General features: G+C 71.2%; 17 protein-coding genes. 10 read left to right on the top strand and 7 right to left on the bottom strand.

Features of this window, described 5'->3' with window-relative positions; genetic code table 11:
* Positions 1 to 430: 430 nt before the first annotated feature.
* From ACFO6Q_RS02075 to ACFO6Q_RS02050, 6 genes are all read left to right on the top strand, one after another.
* Entirely contained in the window at positions 431 to 2,689 is a 2,259-nt protein-coding gene (locus ACFO6Q_RS02075; protein ID WP_380018843.1) for a TonB-dependent siderophore receptor, read from the top strand.
* An 88-nt stretch (positions 2,690 to 2,777) separates the two neighbouring features.
* Positions 2,778 to 3,083, top strand: coding sequence for an iron uptake protein (locus ACFO6Q_RS02070; protein WP_380018828.1), 306 nt, complete (start codon positions 2,778 to 2,780; stop codon positions 3,081 to 3,083).
* A gap of 11 nt (positions 3,084 to 3,094) precedes the next feature.
* Complete coding sequence (locus tag ACFO6Q_RS02065; RefSeq protein WP_380018827.1) at positions 3,095 to 4,759, top strand: PepSY-associated TM helix domain-containing protein; 1,665 nt, start codon at positions 3,095 to 3,097, stop codon at positions 4,757 to 4,759.
* A complete protein-coding gene (locus ACFO6Q_RS02060; RefSeq protein WP_380018826.1) occupies positions 4,752 to 5,063 on the top strand; it encodes a DUF3325 domain-containing protein in 312 nt (103 codons plus the stop codon). The genes ACFO6Q_RS02065 and ACFO6Q_RS02060 overlap by 8 nt, the downstream gene beginning before the upstream one ends.
* A gap of 163 nt (positions 5,064 to 5,226) precedes the next feature.
* Positions 5,227 to 5,649: a DUF3597 domain-containing protein gene (locus ACFO6Q_RS02055; protein WP_380018825.1), complete on the top strand. Its 423-nt coding sequence runs from the start codon at positions 5,227 to 5,229 to the stop codon at positions 5,647 to 5,649.
* A 181-nt stretch (positions 5,650 to 5,830) separates the two neighbouring features.
* Positions 5,831 to 6,670, top strand: a complete 840-nt coding sequence (locus ACFO6Q_RS02050) for a hypothetical protein (RefSeq protein WP_380018824.1) — start codon at positions 5,831 to 5,833, stop codon at positions 6,668 to 6,670.
* Positions 6,671 to 6,679: 9 nt separating this feature from the next.
* Here ACFO6Q_RS02050 and ACFO6Q_RS02045 read toward each other — a convergent pair whose 3' ends face one another.
* Positions 6,680 to 8,194, bottom strand: coding sequence for a S41 family peptidase (locus tag ACFO6Q_RS02045; protein ID WP_380018823.1), 1,515 nt, complete (start codon positions 8,192 to 8,194; stop codon positions 6,680 to 6,682).
* Between the two features lie 79 nt (positions 8,195 to 8,273).
* Here ACFO6Q_RS02045 and ACFO6Q_RS02040 point away from each other — a divergent pair, with 79 nt between their 5' ends.
* Positions 8,274 to 8,798 (top strand): helix-turn-helix domain-containing protein, encoded by a 525-nt coding sequence (locus ACFO6Q_RS02040; protein ID WP_380018822.1) that lies wholly within the window; start codon positions 8,274 to 8,276, stop codon positions 8,796 to 8,798.
* A gap of 7 nt (positions 8,799 to 8,805) precedes the next feature.
* Here ACFO6Q_RS02040 and ACFO6Q_RS02035 read toward each other — a convergent pair whose 3' ends face one another.
* Together ACFO6Q_RS02035 and ACFO6Q_RS02030 are read right to left on the bottom strand one after the other, a co-directional pair.
* Complete coding sequence (locus ACFO6Q_RS02035) at positions 8,806 to 10,860, bottom strand: M3 family metallopeptidase (protein WP_380018821.1); 2,055 nt, start codon at positions 10,858 to 10,860, stop codon at positions 8,806 to 8,808.
* An 84-nt stretch (positions 10,861 to 10,944) separates the two neighbouring features.
* Positions 10,945 to 11,916 (bottom strand): alpha/beta fold hydrolase, encoded by a 972-nt coding sequence (locus ACFO6Q_RS02030; protein ID WP_380018820.1) that lies wholly within the window; start codon positions 11,914 to 11,916, stop codon positions 10,945 to 10,947.
* Between the two features lie 196 nt (positions 11,917 to 12,112).
* Here ACFO6Q_RS02030 and ACFO6Q_RS02025 point away from each other — a divergent pair, with 196 nt between their 5' ends.
* Positions 12,113 to 12,913 (top strand): helix-turn-helix domain-containing protein, encoded by an 801-nt coding sequence (locus ACFO6Q_RS02025; protein ID WP_380018818.1) that lies wholly within the window; start codon positions 12,113 to 12,115, stop codon positions 12,911 to 12,913.
* Between the two features lie 58 nt (positions 12,914 to 12,971).
* Positions 12,972 to 13,508, top strand: a complete 537-nt coding sequence (locus ACFO6Q_RS02020; protein WP_380018817.1) for a gamma carbonic anhydrase family protein — start codon at positions 12,972 to 12,974, stop codon at positions 13,506 to 13,508.
* Here ACFO6Q_RS02020 and ACFO6Q_RS02015 read toward each other — a convergent pair.
* The 4 genes from ACFO6Q_RS02015 to hemB form a co-directional block, all read right to left on the bottom strand.
* The gene (locus ACFO6Q_RS02015) at positions 13,505 to 14,167 is read right to left on the bottom strand and encodes a thiopurine S-methyltransferase (RefSeq protein WP_380018816.1); all 663 of its coding nucleotides are present in this window, start codon (positions 14,165 to 14,167) and stop codon (positions 13,505 to 13,507) included. The two genes, ACFO6Q_RS02020 and ACFO6Q_RS02015, sit on opposite strands and share 4 nt — an antisense overlap.
* A 14-nt stretch (positions 14,168 to 14,181) precedes the next feature.
* On the bottom strand, positions 14,182 to 14,439 hold the full coding sequence (locus tag ACFO6Q_RS02010) for a YkgJ family cysteine cluster protein (protein ID WP_380018815.1): 258 nt from the start codon (positions 14,437 to 14,439) through the stop codon (positions 14,182 to 14,184).
* Positions 14,440 to 14,442: 3 nt separating this feature from the next.
* On the bottom strand, positions 14,443 to 15,270 hold the full coding sequence (gene aroE / locus ACFO6Q_RS02005) for a shikimate dehydrogenase (protein ID WP_380018814.1): 828 nt from the start codon (positions 15,268 to 15,270) through the stop codon (positions 14,443 to 14,445).
* A gap of 61 nt (positions 15,271 to 15,331) precedes the next feature.
* The gene (gene hemB / locus ACFO6Q_RS02000) at positions 15,332 to 16,327 is read right to left on the bottom strand and encodes a porphobilinogen synthase (RefSeq protein ID WP_380018813.1); all 996 of its coding nucleotides are present in this window, start codon (positions 16,325 to 16,327) and stop codon (positions 15,332 to 15,334) included.
* A 310-nt stretch (positions 16,328 to 16,637) separates the two neighbouring features.
* Here hemB and ACFO6Q_RS01995 point away from each other — a divergent pair, with 310 nt between their 5' ends.
* A complete protein-coding gene (locus tag ACFO6Q_RS01995; RefSeq protein WP_380018812.1) occupies positions 16,638 to 17,096 on the top strand; it encodes an SPFH domain-containing protein in 459 nt (152 codons plus the stop codon).
* The last annotated feature ends 87 nt before the right edge of the window (positions 17,097 to 17,183 follow it).

Here is a 17,183-nt window from a genome sequence, read left to right as displayed (position 1 = left end):
CGCGGCGGCGCCCGGTGCCGCCATCGCCTCTTCGCGACCTGCGCGCGTCCAGCCGTAAAGACGTCCGTACCGGGCAATTTGCCGTCGCTCGATCGGAACGACTATGATAGTGAGAATCATTCTCATGTGCATGAGAGTCGCCTCCGTCGGCGCGCCCGGACGGACGCGGGCGCTGCAGCGCCGCCGGCCATCCATCGAACAGGGAAATTCCATGTCGTCCACCCGTCTTCGAACCGGTTCCGCGATGGCTTGTGCCGTCCGCGCCGTGCGTCCTTCGCGCCCGCTCGCACTGGCCGCCTGCCTGGCCGTTGCCCTGTCCGGCGCGCCGGCGGTGGCGGACGAGGCGGCGGCCAGGCAGGCGGCGGCCGCGCAGGCGCGCAGCTACGCGATCCCCGGCGGTTCGCTGGCGGCGACGCTGAAGCGCTTCGCGATGCAGGCCGGCGTGACGCTCGCTGCGCCGTCCGCGCTGACCCAGGAGCGGACCAGCGCCGGCCTTTCCGGCCGCTACACGGTGACCGAGGGCTTGGCCGAACTGCTGCGCGGCCACGGCCTGCGCGCGGTGGCCGACGCGAACGGCGGCTATGCCGTGGAAGCCGCCGCCGCCGGCGCGGATTCCTCGCCGGCGACGGCCGATGCCGAGGCCATCCTGCCGACGGTGCAGGTCGTGTCCAACCTGCTCGGCGAGATCACCGAGGGCAGCGGCTCGTACACGCCCGGCGCCATCGCCACCGCCACGCGCATGGTGCTGACGCCGCGGCAGACGCCGCAGTCGATCAGCGTCATCACGCGGCAGGTGATGGACGACTTCAACCTGACCACGATCGACCAGGTCATGCAGCACACGCCGGGCATCAGCATCGTGACCTACGACAGCGAGCGCACCGAGTACTACGCGCGCGGCTTCGCCATCCAGAACTTCCAGTACGACGGCATCCCGATGATGCGCGACTCGGCGTACTCGGCCGGCAACACGCTCAGCGACATGGCGATCTACGACCGCATCGAGGTGCTCAAGGGCGCCACCGGCCTGCTCACCGGCAGCGGCACGCCCGGCGCGACCATCAACCTGATCCGCAAGAAGCCCACGCGCGACCTCTCCGGCCACCTGCAGCTGGGCGCCGGCCGCTGGGATACCTATCGCGGCGAAGTCGACGTCGGCGGCCCGCTCAACGAGAGCGGCAGCATCCGCGCGCGCGGCGTCGCCGCGTACGAGGACCGCAGCTCCAACCTCGACCGCTATTCGCGCCAGGCGTCGGTGTTCTACGGCATCCTCGAAGCGGACCTGACGCCGAACACCCTGCTCACGATCGGCGGCGACAAGCAGGACAACAAGCCCGAGGCTTCGACCTGGGGCGGCATCCCGCTGCTGAACTCCGAGGGCGGCTTCAACGCGATGCCGCGCTCGTTCAACAACGGCGCCGACTGGAGCCACTGGGACCAGTACACGCGCACCGGCTTCGCCACGCTGGATCACGTGTTCGCCAACGGCTGGGTCGCCAAGCTGCAGTACAACCACCAGGTCAACGGCTACGACGCCAACCTCGGCGCGGCCGCCGCGGGCTTCCCCGATCCCGTCGATGGCTCGGGCGTTTCGATGTGGGTCGGCCAGTACATCGGCCGCACCACCAGCGACGCGTTCGACGGCTTCGTCAACGGTCCGTTCCAGCTCGCCGGCCGCGAGCACGAGCTGGTCGTCGGCGTGTCCTCGGCGCGGCGCCGCTGGCGCAACAACGGCTGGTACAACCTGCCCGACTACCGCTTCGACGTCGAGGACTACTACCACTGGATCGGCAACGTGCCGCGGCCGCAGTGGGGCGCGGTGCCCGACTTCACCAACGACGAGGTCACGCGCGAGCGCGGCGCGTACGCGGCGGCGCGCTGGAACCTGCGTGACGATCTCAAGCTCATCACCGGCGGGCGCTGGTCGTGGTACCGCAACCAGGTCGCCGACCTCGACGAATCGGGCGTGTTCGTGCCCTACGTCGGCGCCGTCTACGACCTCGACGAGCACTGGTCGCTGTACGCCAGCTACACCAGCATCTTCTCGCCGCAATCGCTGCAGGACGAGCGCGGCCGCGTGCTCAATCCGCTGGAAGGCAACAACTACGAGATCGGCGCCAAGGCGGAGTTCTTCGACGGCCGCCTGAACGCGTCCGCGGCGATATTCCGCCTGGAGCAGGACAACTTCGGCATCGAGAGCGGCGGCCTGACGCCGACCGGCGGCGTGGCCTACAAGGCCATCCAGGGCGTGAAGACCGAAGGCTACGAGGTGGAGATGTCCGGCCGCATCGCCGAAGGCTGGCAGCTGCAGGGCGGCTACTCGCACCACGTCTCGCGCCAGCAGGGCGCGCGCGTGCAGACACTGACGCCGGCCAACGAATTCACGCTGTACGCCAGCTACCAGCCCGGCGGCCGCCTGAAGGGCCTGACCGTGGGCGGCGGCGCGCGCTGGCAGGACGAGACCTGGGGCGACATCGCCACGCCTTCGGGCGGAATGCAGCGGCACACGGCCAAGGACTACTGGGTGCTCGACGCGATGGCACGCTACGAATTCAACGAGCGCCTGTCGGCCGCGCTGTCGGTCAACAACCTGCTCGACAAGAAGTACTACACGATCTTCAGCTGGTACAGCACCTACACCTGGGGCACCCCGCGCAACGTCAGCCTCAACGTGACGTACCGGTTCTGACGATCCAAGCGCTGCCGCGGCCTGCGGGCCCGGCGGCAAAGGCAGCCGACAGCGCATCTCGCGCGCCACCTACCCGGGATCCACCGACATGGCCACCCTCACCCCCTCCACTTCGCGTTCCGCGGTCCTGCTGCGCATCGCCACCGCCGTGCTCGGCGGCTACGTCTTCTGCTGGGGCTTCATCGCGCTCGCCGTGGCAGGGCTGTACGCGCTCGGCATGGCCTTCCACGACGCCGAGCACCTGGGCGCGATCCTCGCCTTCCTGCTCTACCTCACGGTGTTCTGCTGGGCCTTCGTCACGCCGAACCTGCCGCGCGCGTGGATCGCGCTCGCCGGCGGCGGCGCCGCGATGGCCGCCGCGGCGTCGTGGCTGCAGCATTTCCTCGTCGCGTAGCGGAGAAGCCCATGTTCCAGACCTTCCGCCAGGCGATGACCTGGCTGCACACCTGGTTCGGCCTGCTGCTCGGCTTCGTGCTGGTGGTGGTGTTCTTCTTCGGCTCGCTGTCGGTGTTCGACCGCGAGATCGACCGCTGGGCGATTCCCGAGTCGCGCTTCGCGCCGCAGCCGATGCCTTCGTTCGATCGCGTGCTGCGGCCGGTGTTCGAGAGCATGCAGCCTTCGCGCGAGAGCGTGGACCTGATGCGCGACCGCGTGAACGGCCCGATGCCCGAGCATTTCGACGTCGTGCGCCAGTGGAGCGCCTACACCACGCACCGCGATCCGGTGCTCGGGCTGTTCGCCGGCTACGAGGTGCCCAACGCGAAGGATCCGGAGGAAGCGGTCTGGGGCGAGCGCACCATCGATCCGCGCGACGGCAGGTCGCTGTCGGACGACCATCTCAAGATCGGCAGCCAGTTCTTCTATCCGTTGCACTACAGCCTCACGCTGGAGTGGCACGAGGTCGGCTACTGGATCGTCGGCTTCTCCGCGCTGATGATGCTGGTCGCGCTGGTCAGCGGCGTGGTCATCCACCGCAAGCTCTTCCGCGAGCTGTTCACGTTCCGGCCGAACAAGAACCAGCGCAGCGTGCTCGACCTGCACAACATGGCCGGCGTCGTCGCGCTGCCGTTCCACTTCTTCTTCGCCTTCACCGGACTGGTGATCTTCGCCGGCATCTACTTCCCGCTTACACAAACGCAGCTCAAGCCGCTGCACGACCTGCACGAGAGGATCGAGGCGGCCGAAACCGGGCTGCCGCACGATCGCGCCGGCATCGCCGCGCCGCTGGCCTCGGTCGACGCGATGGTGGCGCAGGCGCAGCGCCGCTGGCACGAGCGCGGCATGGCCGGCGAGGTCGGTTTCCTCTCGGTGCAGCACGTGGGCGACGCCAACGCCTACGTCAGCGTCTACCGCGCCGGCACCGACCGCATCGCGCTGACCGGCGAAGGCATCCACTTCAAGGCCTCGACCGGCGAGCTGCTGCGCGAGGACCCGCCGGCGAGCACGGTCGACAGCGTCAACGAATTCCTCACCGGCCTGCACCTGCAGCACTTCCGCCACTGGCTGCTGCGCTGGCTGTACGTGCTCGGCGGCCTGTCCGGCTGCGTGTGCATCGCGACCGGATTCCTGTTCTTCGTCGAGAAGCGCAAGCGCCAGCACGCCAGGCAGGACAGCCACGGCGCGCGGCTCGTCGACGCGATGGCGGTGACCACCGTGACCGGCATGCTGCTCGCCACGCTCGGCATCCTGATCGCCAACCGCCTGCTGCCGGAAACCTCGCCAGCCGGCTGGCCGGGCCGCGGCGATCTCGAGCGCTACGCCTTCTGGGGCGCCTGGGCGCTGGCGATGGCGCACGCGTTCTGGCGCAGCGCGCCAGTCGCGCGCGGCGAGCGCAATCCGGCCTGGCACGAGCAGGCTTTCGCGGTCGGCGTGCTCGCGGTGCTCGCCGTGCTGCTGAACTGGGCGACCACCGGCGACCACCTGATCCGTACCCTCGGCAACGGCTACTGGCCGGTGGCCGGCGTCGACCTGTTCCTGCTCGCCGGCGCCGCGGTCGCGTTGCTCGCCGCGCGGCGGCTGGTCCGGCGTGCGCCGCCTGCGCGCACGCGCGCGGAGGTCTCGCATGCCTGACTCGGTGCTTCTGCTCGCCGCCCTGCTCGCCAGCCTGGCCGGCACGGGCTGGTTCGCGCTGGCGATGGAGCCGCACTGGCGGCAGGTGTTCGGCGACGCCGCGCGCTCGCCGGCGACGGCGAGCGGCCTGCGCGTGCTCGGCTCGCTCGCGCTCGTCTCGTCGCTGGCGCTGTGCCTGCGCGTGGACCATCCGTCGATGGCGGCGCTGGTGTGGGTGATGTCGCTCGCCGCCGCCGCACTCGCCGTCGCGTTCACGCTGTCGTGGCGCGCGCGCTGGCTGCGCGTGCTGCTGCTGCGCCGATAGCGCCGCGCGCGATTCGTCACGTTTTGCAACCGTATCGTCTCATTCGATACATCGTGTGACGCATTGCGCGCGGCATGCTCGATCTGCCGCATAGTAGGCGGCCATCCGTCGACCGCGCCGCGGCGACGCCAGGGTTCGACCACGACCATCAAGGGAGCACGCCATGGGTATTTTCGACAAAGTCCTTTCGACGCTGGGTTTCGGCAAGGCCAAGGCCGCCGAGCCGGCACCCGCCGCACCGCCGCCGGCCGCCGCCGAACCGGCCGCTTCCGCACCGGCTCCGGCACCGACTCCGGCTGCACCGCCGGCGCCGACGCCGATCGAGGTGGTCGACGTCGTGGCCCAGCTGGAAGAGCGCGCGGCGAACCATCCGGAAAAGCTCAACTGGCGCACCTCGATCGTCGACCTGCTCAAGCTGCTCGGCATCGACAGCAGCCTCGCCGCGCGCAAGGAGCTGGCGCAGGAGCTGGGCATTCCGTCCGAGCTGACGGCCGACTCCGCCAAGATGAACATCTGGCTGCACAAGACCGTGCTGGCGCGCATCGCCGCCAACGGCGGCAACGTGCCGGCCGACCTGCTCGACTGAGCGCGTAGACGACGACACGCTTTCCCGCGGAGGCCCTCGCGGCCTCCGCGGCTTCTCCCTCCCCGCGGCCATCCGGCCGCCGCAAGTCCCTCTCGCACGCCCGGCCGCAACGGCGGTGATCCGCGGCTGCGCCTTCCTGCGCGTTCACCATCGAACGCCGGAGCGAACGCGGAGGACGGACATGCCCTTTTTGAACATCGACCGGCCGCGCGTGCGCCGCACACGCGGATGGCGATTCGCCGCCGCGCTCGCCTCTGCGGCAATGCTGCTGCCGGCCGCCGCCGCTGCGGCGCCGCCGCACTCGGGCACCGCCTTCATCGCGCCGGCGCTGATCACCGACGACGATCCGACGGCATTCACGACGCTGACCGACGCGGGCACCGGTTCGCGCCTGCTGTACGACCGTCGCGTCGGCGGCTACGTCACGATGGACGTCTTCCTCTACGAGGCCGCGTTCTCCGACGGCCACGTCGTCGAGTTCCAGGTGAACCCGGAGTTCGTCGACGCCGCGCGCCAGCGCGCCGCGGACTACGCGCCGGTCATCGGACGCCTGCCGAACGTGCTGCGCCGGCATCTGGCCTACGTGTGGATCCACGCCGGCGACGAGCCGTTCGGCGGAACGAGTTTCGATGGCGTGCACCCGGCCGTGCTGATCCACACCGGCGCGCTGGCGCAAAGCTACGTCGCGCAGGGCGTGCTGGAGGAAATCTTGCTGCACGAAGCCACGCACGCGGTGCTCGACGCCGACGTGGCGAACGCGCCCGGCTGGCTGTCGGCGCAGGCCGACGACGCCGAGTTCATCTCCACCTACGCCCGCGACAACCCCACCTCCGAGGACGTCGCGGAGAGCTTCCTGACCTACCTCGCCGCCTGCTGCGGCGGGGACCGCGTATCGGCCGGCCTGGTCGCCACCGTGAGATCGACGATCCCCGCGCGCCTGCGCCACTTCGACTCGCTGTCCCTGGACGTGCGCCCGCTGCAGGATCCGCAGGTGATCTTCCGCGACGCGTTCGACCGCTGAGCGGAAGCTTCAGTCGGCCGCGGCCGGACAGCGCGCCTCGTCCGGCGTCGCCCATTCCTGTTCGACCACGTCCCTGGCGATGCGCCAGGCGCGGTCGCGGCGCACGCCGATCTCCTCGACGCGCGGCGGCGCGGCGCAGTCCGGCGGCACGCCGCGGTTGCGCGGCAGGCCCGGCCAGGCGAAGCGGAACTGCAGCAGCGGAAGGTGCAGGCGCACGCCGCTGTGGGGCAGCTCGATCTCCCAGGTGTAGCCGCTGGCGTTGCCCTCGTGTGCGCCGCCGGTTTCCTCGCCGACGAACACGCCGCGGCGCACGTGGTACAGCATCGAGGCCAGCTCGGCCCCGCCGGAGAAGGTGGCGCCGCCGGCGAGCACGACGAGGCGGCCGGAGAACACCGGCGTGGCCGGCTCCCAGTGCGTCATCAAGCCCTCGGGCGGCACGTTCAGGCGGCTCAGCCGGCCGTCGGGCAGGAGCTGCTGGAAGTTCAGCTCGTCCGCGTCGAAGACGCGATGGTCGTAGCGGCGGCCGGACCGGCTGCTCACCGCCAGTTCCTCGCCGCGCGCTTCGACCGCGGCGTACTTGCGCAGCGGTTCGGCGACCAGATGCGAGAACAGGATGCTCTCGTTCGGTTCGGAGCCGCCGCCGTTCTGGCGCAGGTCGAGGATCAGGCGGGTGGCCCGGCCGCGGCGCAGTTCCTCGAAGATTCGCCGCATCTCGTCGCGGAAATCCAGCCCGGCCGCGCGGTAGACGCGGTTGGAGAAGCTGGGCACGACGAGGTAGGCCAGCGACGGCGCCAGCCATTCCAGCGTGGCCACGCGGCTTTCCTCCTCGTCCTTCGCCGCCGGCCACCGGCGCAGCGGAAAGGCGGCTGCCGTGCGCTGCACGACCGTTCCGTCCGGCGCGCGCCAGCGCAGCTCGAAGCGCGCTTCGTCGCCGCGGCGCCGATGGCGCAGCACGGCATAGCCCTTGCCGGCGCCGTCGCGCATCGGGCCGGTCAGGATGCGGCCGTCGCGCGGGATCATCGAGGCCAGCTCGGCCAGCAGCGCGTCCTCGCCCTCGCCGTCGATCGACAGCAGGCGGCTGCCGTGCGCAATGTCCGCGGCGTCGCCGTGGCCGGCGACGACGAAGATGCCTTCGCCGCTCCAGTGCAGGTCCAGCGGCAGCACCGCCGCCGTCCGGCGCTGGTGCTCGATCGCCGCCGCCGGCGGCCGCACGGTCAGGTGGCCTTCGCCGAGGTGTGCCATCAGCGTGGCGACGATCGCGTACACGCGCATCGGATCGCGCGCCTTCTCCGCCTCGGCCAGGGCGCTCGCCCGCGCCGCGGTCCATTCCTCGCGCGACTGGTGCCAGAACGGATCGGTCAGGGCCGCCTCCGCGGCGTCGGCGGCGAGCTGGACGTCCTCGCGGGCCTGCGCCGCGCTCAGGGCCACAGGCGCGGCGGCCGGTGCGGCCGCGCCGGCCTGCGCCGCGAGCAGCAAAAGCAGGACCGGACCCAGCCGCATCCCGCGGCGACGGATTGGCAACATGCACGGACTCCGCTATAAGCAAAATATTGCACGCATTCTTAGAGGCAAAATTTTGCCGAGTCAAGTCACGCCGGGTTTCATGACCCACGTCGCCATCAACCTGCGCACGCGGCGCCTGGCCGCCGGGCTCAGCCAGAAGGAGCTGGCCGCGCGCTCCGGCATCAGCCTGCGCATGATCGGCGCGATCGAGGCCGGCGCCAGCAGCGCCAGCACCGCCACGCTGGACCGGATCGGCATCGCGCTGAACGCGACGCTGGCCGATCTGGTACGCGATCCCGCCGCGCCGCGCACGCAGGCCGTCGACCGGCTCGGCTGGTCGGGCCCGCACGGCGGCGAGGGCGTGCTGCGCTGGAGCGTGGAGGCGCGGCGCGAGGTCGAGGTGTGGGAGTGGCGGCTGCAGCCCGGCGAACGCTACGAGGCCGCCGCCGATCCGCAGGGCTGGCGCGTGCTGCTGTTCGTCACCGAGGGGCGGCTGACCCTGGAAATCGGCAGCGAATCGATCGCGATCGAGCGCGATCCCTACCTGCTCGACAGCGCCCGGGCGCACGCCTTCGCCAACCGCGGCGAAGGCGTGCTGCGGTTCTTCCGCTGCACCTGCTGGTGACGCGGCATCAGGCGGCCAGGCCGTAGCTGCGCAGCAGCGCGTCGGGCTTGGGCTCGCGCCCGCGGAACTCGACGAAGCTCTCCAGCGCCGGTCGCGAACCGCCGACGGCGAGGATCGCCTTGCGGTACGCCTCGCCGGTGGCGCGGTCGAACACGCCGGCCTGCTCGAAGCGCTCGAACGCGTCGGCCGACAGCACCTCGGCCCACAGATAGCTGTAGTAGCCGGCCGCGTAGCCGCCGGCGAAGATGTGCGTGAACGCGTGCGGGAAACGCTGCCACGCGGGCGGATGGATCACGGCGACCGCCTCGCGCACCTCGCCCAGGATCGGCATCGCGCGCGCGCCGCGCGCCGGATCGAATTCGCGATGGATGCGGAAATCGAACAGGCCGAACTCGAGCTGGCGCACGAGGAACAGGCCGGCGTGGAAATGCCGCGCCGCCTGCATGCGCTCGAACAGCGCGTCCGGCAGCTTCTCGCCGGTCTTCCAGTGGCGCGCGAACAGGTCGAGCGCCTCGCGCTGCCAGCCGTAGTTCTCCATGAACTGGCTCGGCAGCTCCACCGCGTCCCATTCCACGCCGCTGATGCCGGCGACGCCGGGGTAGTCGACCTCGGTCAGCAGGTGATGCAGGCCGTGGCCGAACTCGTGGAACAGGGTCAGCACGTCGTCGTGGGTCAGCAGCGACGGCGTTTCCCTGGTCGGCGGGGCGAAGTTGCAGGTGAGGAACGCGACCGGCAGCTGCGTGCCGTCGTCGCGGCCGCTGCGCACGAAGCGGTTGACGCACACGTCCATCCACGCGCCGCCGCGCTTGCCGCTGCGCGCGTAGAGATCGACGTAGGCGCCGGCGAAGACCTGTCCGTCGGCGCCGATCAGGTCGTAGTAGCGCACGTCGGGATGCCACACGTCGACGCCTTCGCGCAGTTTCAGCGACACGCCGAACACGCGCCGCACGATCTCGAAGAAGCCGCCCAGCACCGCGTCGAGCGCGAAGTAGGGCTTGAGCTCCTCCTCGTTCAGCGCGTACTTCTTCTCGCGCAGCTTCTCCGCGGCGTAGCCGACGTCCCACGGCTGCAGGTCCGCCAGGCCGAGCTGGTCCACGGCGAACGTGCGCAGCTCGGCCAGTTCGCGCTCGGCGACCGGCCTGGCGCGCGCGGCCAGATCGTGCAGGAACGCCAGCACCGTGTCCGGCGACGGCGCCATCTTGGTCGCCAGCGATTCCTCGGCCGCGTCGCGGAAGCCGAGCAGCTGCGCCGCCTCGTGGCGCAGCGCGAGGATCTTCTCGATGCGCGGCGAGTTGTCGAACGAATTCGCGGTCGGCCCCTGGTCGGACGCGCGCGTCTGGTAGGCGGTGTAGACGCGCTCGCGCAGGGCGCGGTCGTCGGCGTAGGTCAGCACGGCCTGCACGCTCGGCTGCTTGAGCGTGACCAGCCAGCCGTCGAGCGATTTTTCCTCGGCGTAGGCGCGCAGCACGGCGCGGCCGGATTCGGGGATGCCGCGCAGCTGCGTCTCGTCGGTGAGCGTCTCGCTCCACGCGTCGGTCGCGTCGAGCACGGCCTCCTCGAACTCGGTGGCCAGCCGCGCCAGCTCGCTTTCGATCTCGCGGAAACGCGAGCGCGCCGGTTCCTCCAGCGCGACGCCGGAGAGCCGGAAGTCGCGCAGCTCGTGCTCGACCAGGGTGCGCGCCGCGCGCGGCAAGGTGCGCATCGCCGGCGTCTCGTCGACCGCCTTCACCGCGGCGTACAGCGCGCGGTTCTGGCCGAGTTCGCTGGCGTGGTCGACGATCTTCTCCTGCGCGGCCGAGTACGCCTTGCGCAGCGCTTCGCTGTCCGCCACGCCGTGCAGGTGCGAGACCGGCGCCCAGGCGCGGTTGAGGCGGTCTTCCAGTTCCTCGCCGAGCAGCACCACCCCGGCGAAATCGCGCGGCGCGTCGGAGGCGAGCAGCGCGTCGATGCGCGCGCGGTAGTCGGCGAGGATCGCGTCGACCGCGGGTTCGACGTGCTCGGGGCGGATGGCGGAGAAGCGCGGCAGGCCGCGCGGATCGAGCAGGGGGTTGGAGGCGTCCATGAAAAGGCGATTGGCGGAACGAACCGCCAACGTGGCGCACGGCGGCGGCGAAATCAAGCGCGCCGCCGCGGGCCGCGGGCGCTCTCAGCCGGCCACTCCCCACAGCCGGCGCGCCTCCTCGACGATCACCTCCGGGCGTTCTTCCGGCCAGAACAGGCGCGCGCCTTCCAGCCGGCGCACGCCGCGCGATGCGCCGAAGCTGCGCTCGAGATGGTCCGGGCTGTCGGCCGAGAAGATCGTGTCGGCCGTGCCCCAGACGATGCGCGTCGGTACGCGCGAGCGCCGCAGCGCCGGCCGGATGCCGAGCAGCGGATTGCGCTCCAGCGAGATCGCATAGGCGTGCATCAGCGCCTTGCGCGCCGGTGTCGCCAGGATCGGTGCGAAGTACGCCTCGATCGCCTCGTCGGTCGGATGCGCCGGATCGGCGTAGCACAGGCCGCCGATGCCCTGCGGCGAACGCGCCAGCGCCGGATCGGCCCGCCACGGCGCGAGCCATTCGTCGCAGTAGCGTCCGGCCTTCGACAGCTCGATCACCGGCGCCAGCGCGGGCGGCGGGCTGTCGATCTCCGAGTCGCCGTTGGTCAGCAGCAGCGTGCGCACGCGCCCGGGATGGCGCGCGACCAGCAGCTGGGCGACCTGGCTGCCGCTGTCGTTGGCGATCAGGTCGACCGAGCCGATCTTCAGCGCGTCGAGCAATGCGATCAGCATCGCCGCCTGGGCCTGCGGGCCGACGTCCTGGCCCGCGGCGACCTCGGTGTGCCCGAGCGCCATGAAATCCGGTGCGATGCAGCGGCGATGGCGGGCCAGCGCCGGCAGCGCGCCGCGCCACTGGAAACCGTTCAGCGGGAAGCCGTGCAGGAACAGCGCGCCCGCGCCCGCGCCGCGCTCGACGTAGGCGATGTTGCCGAACGCGGTGCGCACGAAGCGGCGCGCGGCGTTGAATGCCGCCGCGTCGAGCGGCGCCTCGGCGGCCGCTGCGGCAAGCGAATCGAATGAAGTGGCAGCGCCGGCCGCGACGCCAGCGGCGGCGAGTGCGAGAAAACGTCGACGATTCATGGGCAAATCCGGAGGCGGGAGACGTGCGGCGATGCTCGGCCTCGCCGCATCGACCGGCAATGACGCGCCGGGTCATCGCGTCATGACCTGCGAGGTCATCGCATTGCGTGCGCCGCCGTGGCAGGCGCGGGTGCGGCGTGGCCGGGACCGGAATGGGCCGCTATGCTCGGCGCGTTTCCGGCCGGCTCCTTCCTCGATGTCCGCACCCCAGATCGGCATCCTGCTGCGCGAATGGCGCGCTGCGCGCCGCCTCAGCCAGCTCGATCTCGCGCTCGAGGCCGGCCTGTCCAGCCGGCACCTGAGCTACGTCGAGACCGGCAAGGCGAAGCCGAGCCGCGAGGCGATCGAGCGGCTCGCCGAAGCGCTCGAGATGCCGCTGCGCGAGCGCAACGAACTGCTGGTCGCGGCCGGTTACGCGCCGCGCTACGGCGAAGCCCCGCTGGACGCGCCCTCGCTGACCCAGGTGCGCCGCGCCGTCGATCTGCTGCTCGTGCAGCAGGAGCCGTATCCGGCCTTCCTCGTCGACCGACGCTGGAACATCCTCGGCGCCAATCGCGCGGCGGCGCGCGTGAACCGCTTCCTGCTCGACGGCCGCGACAGCCCGCACCGGAACATGATCCGCCACTTCTTCGACCCGGCCGACCTGCGCGGCGCCGTCGCCAACTGGAACGAGGTCGCCGCCGAACTGATCCGCCATCTGCACGGCGCGCTGCGCACGGCACCGGGCGATCCGCATGCGCGCGCCCTGCTCGACGAGGCGCTCTCCTATCCCGGCGTTCCGGCGCGCTGGCGGCGCCGCGAGCTCGATGCCGCACCGGCGCCCCTGCTCACCGTGGCGTTCCGCAAGCACGACCGCGAGCTGCGCTTCTTCTCGACCATCACCACTTTCGCCACGCCGCGCGACGTCACCCTCGACGAGCTGCGCATCGAAAGCTGCTTCGCCGAGGACGAGGCCACCGCGGCGCTGTGCCGCGAACTGGCCCGGGCGGACGCGTGAGGCGCGCGCCGCAGTGGCCTGCGCTGCTACGCTTGGGCGCCGTGCTGCGCGAGCGCCGATGAACATCCGTCCCTACGCCCATCTCGTTCCGCGCGTCGCGGCCAGTGCCTACGTCGACCCGGCCGCCGTCGTGATCGGCGACGTCGAGATCGGCGAGGACGCCTCGTTCTGGCCCTGCGCGGTCGCGCGCGGCGACGTGCACTACATCCGTGTCGGCGCGCGCACCAATATCCAGGATGGCGCCGTGCTGCACGTGACGCACGACGGCCCGTACTCGCCCGGCGGCCTGCCGCTGGTGATCGGCGCCGACGTCACCGTCGGCCACGGCGCGATCCTGCACGCCTGCACGATCGGCGACGCCTGCCTGATCGGCATGCACGCGACCGTGCTCGACGGCGCCGTGGTGCAGCGCCACGCGATCATCGGCGCCGGCGCGCTGGTACCGCCGGGCAAGATCGTCGGCGAAGGCGAGCTGTGGCTGGGCAACCCGGCGCGCTGCGTGCGCGAGCTGTCGCCGCAGGAAATCGAGAAACTGTCCTACTCGGCGCGGCAGTACGTGAAGCTGAAGAACCGCTACCTGGCGCAGCCGGCCTAGCCAGGGCGATGCCGCAGGCGATACACCGCGCTGCTCAGCGCGGTCAGGCCTTCGGCGACGAAACGCGGCTCCTCGGCCAGCACGTCGCGGCGCTCCAGCCGCTCGACGTCCCAGCGCGGCGCGTACAGCGCGCGCACCTCGGTTTCCTCGACCGAGAACGGCGGTCCCTTCTTCTGCGGCTGTGGGTACTCCAGCGTGACCAGCAGGCCGCGGCAGCCGGACGGCAGGCGCGCATAGAGTTCGCCGGCATAGCGGGCGCGCGTGGCCGGCGGCAGCGCGATCAGCGCCGCGCGGTCGTACACGCCGCTGCAGTCGGCCAGTGCCGCCTCGTCCAGCGCGAACGCATCGCCATGGATCAGCTCGATCGCGCCGGCGACGTGATGCCGGCCGTAGCGTGATTCGTGCACCGTGGCCGTCAAGCCGTTCTCGGCGAAGAACTGCTCGACCGCCAGCGCGGACAGCTCCACGCCGAGCACGCGATGACCCTGTGCGGCGAGCCAGACCAGGTCCAGCGACTTGCCCGCCAGCGGCACGAACACGCGGCTGCCGCGCGGCAGTTCGAGCGTGCTCCAGTAGCGTTCCAGCGACGGCGTCGTGTGCGCCTGGTGGAAACCGATCTGGTTCTCGCGCCAGCGTTGCAGCCAGAAATCCGCTTCCATCGTCGCTCCGCAGGTCAGGTGGGTCGGGTCGCGCGCTCGAGCGCGTCCAGTGTCGCCAGCGCCTGCGCGCGGTCGGTGCCGCACATCGCCGGCGACGGCCGCAGGGTGCGGCACACCGCCGGCCGCTCGGGCCGGCCGAAGATCGCACAGGCATTGTCGTCGGTCAGCTGCACGCAGCGCACGCCGGCCGGCTTGCCCTGCGGCATGCCCGGGATCGGCGAGGAAATCGACGGCGCGATGCAGCAGGCGCCGCAGTGCGGGCGGCAGTCCACGCCTCAGCCCTCGCGCAGCGCGGCGTGGACGGGTTCGGTATCGGGCCGCTCGCCGTGCCACGCCGCGAAGGATTCGGCTGCCTGCTCCACCAGCATGCCCAGGCCGTCGCTGACGCGGCGCGCGCCGGCTTCGCGCGCGGCGTCGAGGAAGGGCTGCGCGGCCTTGCCGTAGGACAGGTCGTAGCACAGCGTGTGCGCGTCGAGCAGCGTGCGTGGCAGCGCGGTCGACGCGCCGGCGTGGCCGGCGGCGCTCGCATTGACGACGAGGTCGAAGCGGCCGAGCGCTTCCAGCGCGTCCAGGGCCGTGGCGCTGGCGACGGCGCCGATCGCCTGCGCGAGTCCGGCGGCGCGTGCGTGCGTGCGGTTGGCGATCACCAGCTCTCTCGCGCCGGCATCGGCGAACGCGAACGCGGCCGCGCGTGCAGCGCCGCCGGCGCCGAGCAGCAGCACGCGGCGATCGCGTGGTTCGAAGCCGTGGCGGTCGCGCAGGTCGCGCAGCAGTCCGGCGCCGTCGGTGCTGTCACCGTGCCAGCTTTCGCCGGCGCGGATCAGCGTGTTGACGCTGCCGGCGCGGCGCGCGCGGTCGCTGAGGGCTGCGCACAGTGCGAGCGCGTCCTGCTTCAGCGGCAGGGTGACGTTGGCGCCGCGGCCGCCGTCGCGCGCGAAGGCAGCCAGGCGTGCGGGGAATTCCCCGGCGCCGGCTTCGATCGCACGGTAGTCGATCGCGATGCCGAGCCGCGCACCGAACGCGGCGTGGATGCGCGGCGACAGCGAATGCGCGATCGGCTGGCCGAAGACGGCATAGCGGGCGGCGGCCGAAGGGGCGGGCATGCAATCGCTCCGGTGGATTCAGGCCGCCCCTGGTGGAGCGGCTTCCGTTCGACGTGTCGCCTCAGCGCGACTCGCGCAGCCAGCGCGCGACGTCGAGCGCGTAGTAGGTCAGCACCGCGTCGGCGCCGGCGCGGCGGATGCCGGTCAGCGCCTCGATCACGCAGGCGCGCTCGTCGAGCCAGCCGTTCTGCGCGGCGGCCTTGAGCATCGCGTATTCGCCGCTGACCTGGTAGGCGAAGGTCGGCACGCCGAAGCGGCGCTTGGCGCGGCGCACGATGTCCAGGTACGGCAGCGCCGGCTTGATCATGATCATGTCGGCGCCTTCGTCGAGGTCCAGCGCGATCTCGCGCAGCGCCTCGTCGCTGTTGGCCGGATCCATCTGGTAGGTGTACTTGTTGCCCTTGCCGAGGTTGCCGGCCGAGCCGACCGCGTCGCGGAACGGGCCGTAGAACGCGGAGGCGTACTTGGCCGAATAGGCGAGGATGCGCGTGTGGATGTGGCCGCCGGTCTCGAGCGCGGCGCGGATCGCGCCGATGCGGCCGTCCATCATGTCCGACGGCGCGACGATGTCGGCGCCGGCTTCGGCGTGCGACACGGCCTGCTTCACCAGCGCCTGGACGGTGACGTCGTTGACGACGTAGCCGGCCTCGTCGATCAGGCCGTCCTGGCCGTGCGTGGTGAACGGATCAAGCGCGACGTCGGTGATCACGCCGAGTTCCGGAAACTCCTTCTTCAGCGCGCGCACCGCACGCTGGGCGAGGCCGTCCGCATTCCAGGCCTCGCGCGCGTCGAGCGACTTCGCCTCCGGCGGCGTGACCGGGAACAGCGCCAGCGCCGGCACGCCCAGTTCGCTCGCCTGCGCGGCGACGCGCAGCAGGCGGTCGATCGAGACGCGCTCCACGCCGGGCATCGACGGCACCGCTTCGGCGACGTCGCGGCCCTCGCGCACGAACACCGGCAGGATCAGGTCGGCGGCGTTCAGGTCGGTTTCGCGCATCAGCGCGCGCGAGAACGCGTCGCGTCGCATGCGGCGGAGACGGGTGTGCGGATAGGCCATCGGATGCGCGTACCGGCGATCGGGAAGACGCGCATTGTACGCACCGCTTCCGGCCGGTCCGTGCGGCGTGGTGTCGCCCGCGCCGGCGCCGGATTTCCGCGCGCCCTTCGCCGAAAACGGCCGGTGCCGGTGCCGGTCGATCCCCGGCTGTCAGGCGGATACGCCGAACGTCGTACCCCTTCGTGACAAATGTTCAGCTTTAGTTATGAATGCGCCGGGCAAACTGTTAAGCAATCATTAACCCACCTGCCCTGTACACTTCATACGAAGCGCAAAGTACGTTTCGTAACTTGCGGTAGAGATAAGAAAAATGTTGTCCCCGATCATTCTCGCTGCCCTCTGCGCCCTGGCCCTGCTGGTGGTCGCTTCCATCCGCCGCATTCCGGAAGGACATGTCTACACCTTTCGGCGCATGGGCGGTCACGTGCGCATCGTCGGTTCCGGCACGCATCTGGTCGTGCCGCTGGTCGAGCGCGTCGCGCACAAGATCAGCCTGGCCGGCGCGGCCGTGCCGGTGGAGGATCTCGAGCTCGACGGCCAGCGCCACCGCGGCGTGGTCTACTTCCAGGTACTCGATCCGCAGCGCGCCGACGTCGTCATCGAGGACGTCGAGAACCTGCTGCGCAACGCCACGCGCCGGCTGTTCGCCGACGCCGGCCTGCCGGCCACGCCCGACGCGCGCCGCGGCTGGCTCAAGCAGTCGCTGAACGCGCAGCTGCGCGAAACCGGCCTGCTGATCGCCCGCGTCGACCTCGCCGCGCTGGACTGAATCGCGACGGCCCTGCATGGGGCCGTCGCTCGCCTGTCTTCGCGCCGCGGTGGATTTCGGAACGTCCGGCGCGGATACTGCGCGCCC

Source organism: Dokdonella ginsengisoli (assembly GCF_042652785.1).
In the GTDB taxonomy this organism is placed as follows: Bacteria; Pseudomonadota; Gammaproteobacteria; order Xanthomonadales; family Rhodanobacteraceae; genus Dokdonella_A; species Dokdonella_A ginsengisoli.
The sequence above is the reverse complement of the archived record's forward strand: the minus strand, read 5'-3'. Positions and strand labels throughout refer to the sequence as shown.